Source organism: Pseudarthrobacter sp. R1 (genome assembly GCF_024494415.1).
Taxonomy (GTDB): domain Bacteria; phylum Actinomycetota; class Actinomycetes; order Actinomycetales; family Micrococcaceae; genus Arthrobacter.
The window spans coordinates 1-1,403 of the sequence record NZ_JAMKFI010000040.1 but is presented as its reverse complement, the minus strand read 5'-3'; the positions used below and the strand labels follow the sequence as shown (position 1 = coordinate 1,403).

Annotated in this window: 1 protein-coding gene; it reads right to left on the bottom strand. The window is 64.6% G+C overall.

The genetic code is table 11. From position 1 onward, the window contains the following. Positions 1–19 precede the first annotated feature (19 nt). The gene (locus M8J71_RS22890) at positions 20–1,090 is read right to left on the bottom strand and encodes an IS110 family transposase (RefSeq protein WP_256250163.1); all 1,071 of its coding nucleotides are present in this window, start codon (positions 1,088–1,090) and stop codon (positions 20–22) included. Positions 1,091–1,403 lie beyond the last annotated feature (313 nt).

Genomic DNA, 1,403 nt, shown 5'->3' with positions numbered 1-1,403 from the left:
GTGACCCTTCTATAGTTCGTCAAGCCGTGGAGGGGTCCGTCTTTGTCGCGTTGAGGGTTCGGTAGATCTGGCGGGCGAGGTAGCGTTTGATGCACCGCCGGATTTCCCTTTTGGTCCGTCCTTCGGCTTGTCGTTTCTCGACGTAGGCAGTGGTTTTGGTATCAAAGGCCATTCTGCTGACCGCGACTCTGTGCAGGGCTTTGTTCAGGGTTCTGTCGCCGCCGCGGTTGAGTCGGTGCCGGACGGTGTTGCCTGAGGAAGCCGGGATTGGGTTGACGCCGGCCAGGGAAGCGAAGGCCGCCTCGGAGCGTACGCGGCCCTGGTGCGACCAGGCGGTGAGGCAGATGGCGGCCGTGACGGGGCCGAAGCCGTTTTCCTGGAGCAGCGGTGCGGCTTCGCTGATTTGGACCAGTTCGGTGATCTGGTCGTTGTTGGTTTTGATGTCGGCGTCGAGCTTCCTGATGTGCTGGGCGAGCCGGATAGCTTCGGTGCGGGCAACGGACAGCGCCAGGTGTTCTTCACGGGCCCGCCACCGGGCGACCTCGGCGATCTGGGTGCCGGTGATGGCTTTGCGGGCGTCCAGGCCAAGGTCGTTCACACGGGCCAGCGCGGTGAGCGCGTTCACGGCCCGGGTCCGGTCGGTGGTCATGGACTCACGGGCGCAGATCAGGATCCGCAGGGCTGCGCGGACGCCTTCGTTGAGCCGTGGCCTGCGCAGTTGCTGCACGTTCAGGGGCAGTACGGCCGCGGCGATCCGGTGGGCGTCCAGCAGATCGGACTTGCCTACCCCGCGATGGGCGCGGGCATCCATCCGTGCGGCTTCAGCGACAGGGTAGCCGGCCGCGCCCACGGCACCGGCCAGCAGGGCGCCGTAGGACGCGGCACCCTCGATCACCCACAAGATGGCCAGATCGGCGCCGGTAAGGCGGGCCACCCAGGCAATGGCCCGGTTGATACCAGCACCGGTCGTGGGGAAATCCCGGGTCTGAAGCAGTTGCCCGGTTGCGGTATCGATGATCGCGTAGACATGTTTTTTCGCGTGGGTATCGACTCCCACGACAAACGGGTAGGAATGAGCAACGATAGACATAGCGGTTCTGGCACTTCCTCTATTCGCGGATACGGTCAGGGCCGCACGCGGCCGGTACCAGCCCGGGTAGAGGTCACTTCGGAACAGCACTGTGACGAGCCACGCCCCCCAAAAGGGGCGGGCAACCTTCTGATCAAGTCACCAAAGTGGGCCGGGAAGGTACCGGCCGGCCCACCCCGCAGACGGACAAGTCACTTACAGGACACCCCAATCGGGGGCCAATCGTTCTGTGAGTCACGACCACAGCGCGGAACGGCCAGTACCAACTCTGCCAGCCAGTCCCGGACCAGCCACCCCAATCCTCACAGTCGTT

Bases quoted from the DNA above. Each gene is read 5' to 3' on its own strand.
- M8J71_RS22890 (WP_256250163.1), bottom strand. From the start codon at position 1,090: ATGTCTATCGTTGCTCATTCCTACCCGTTTGTCGTGGGAGTCGATACC.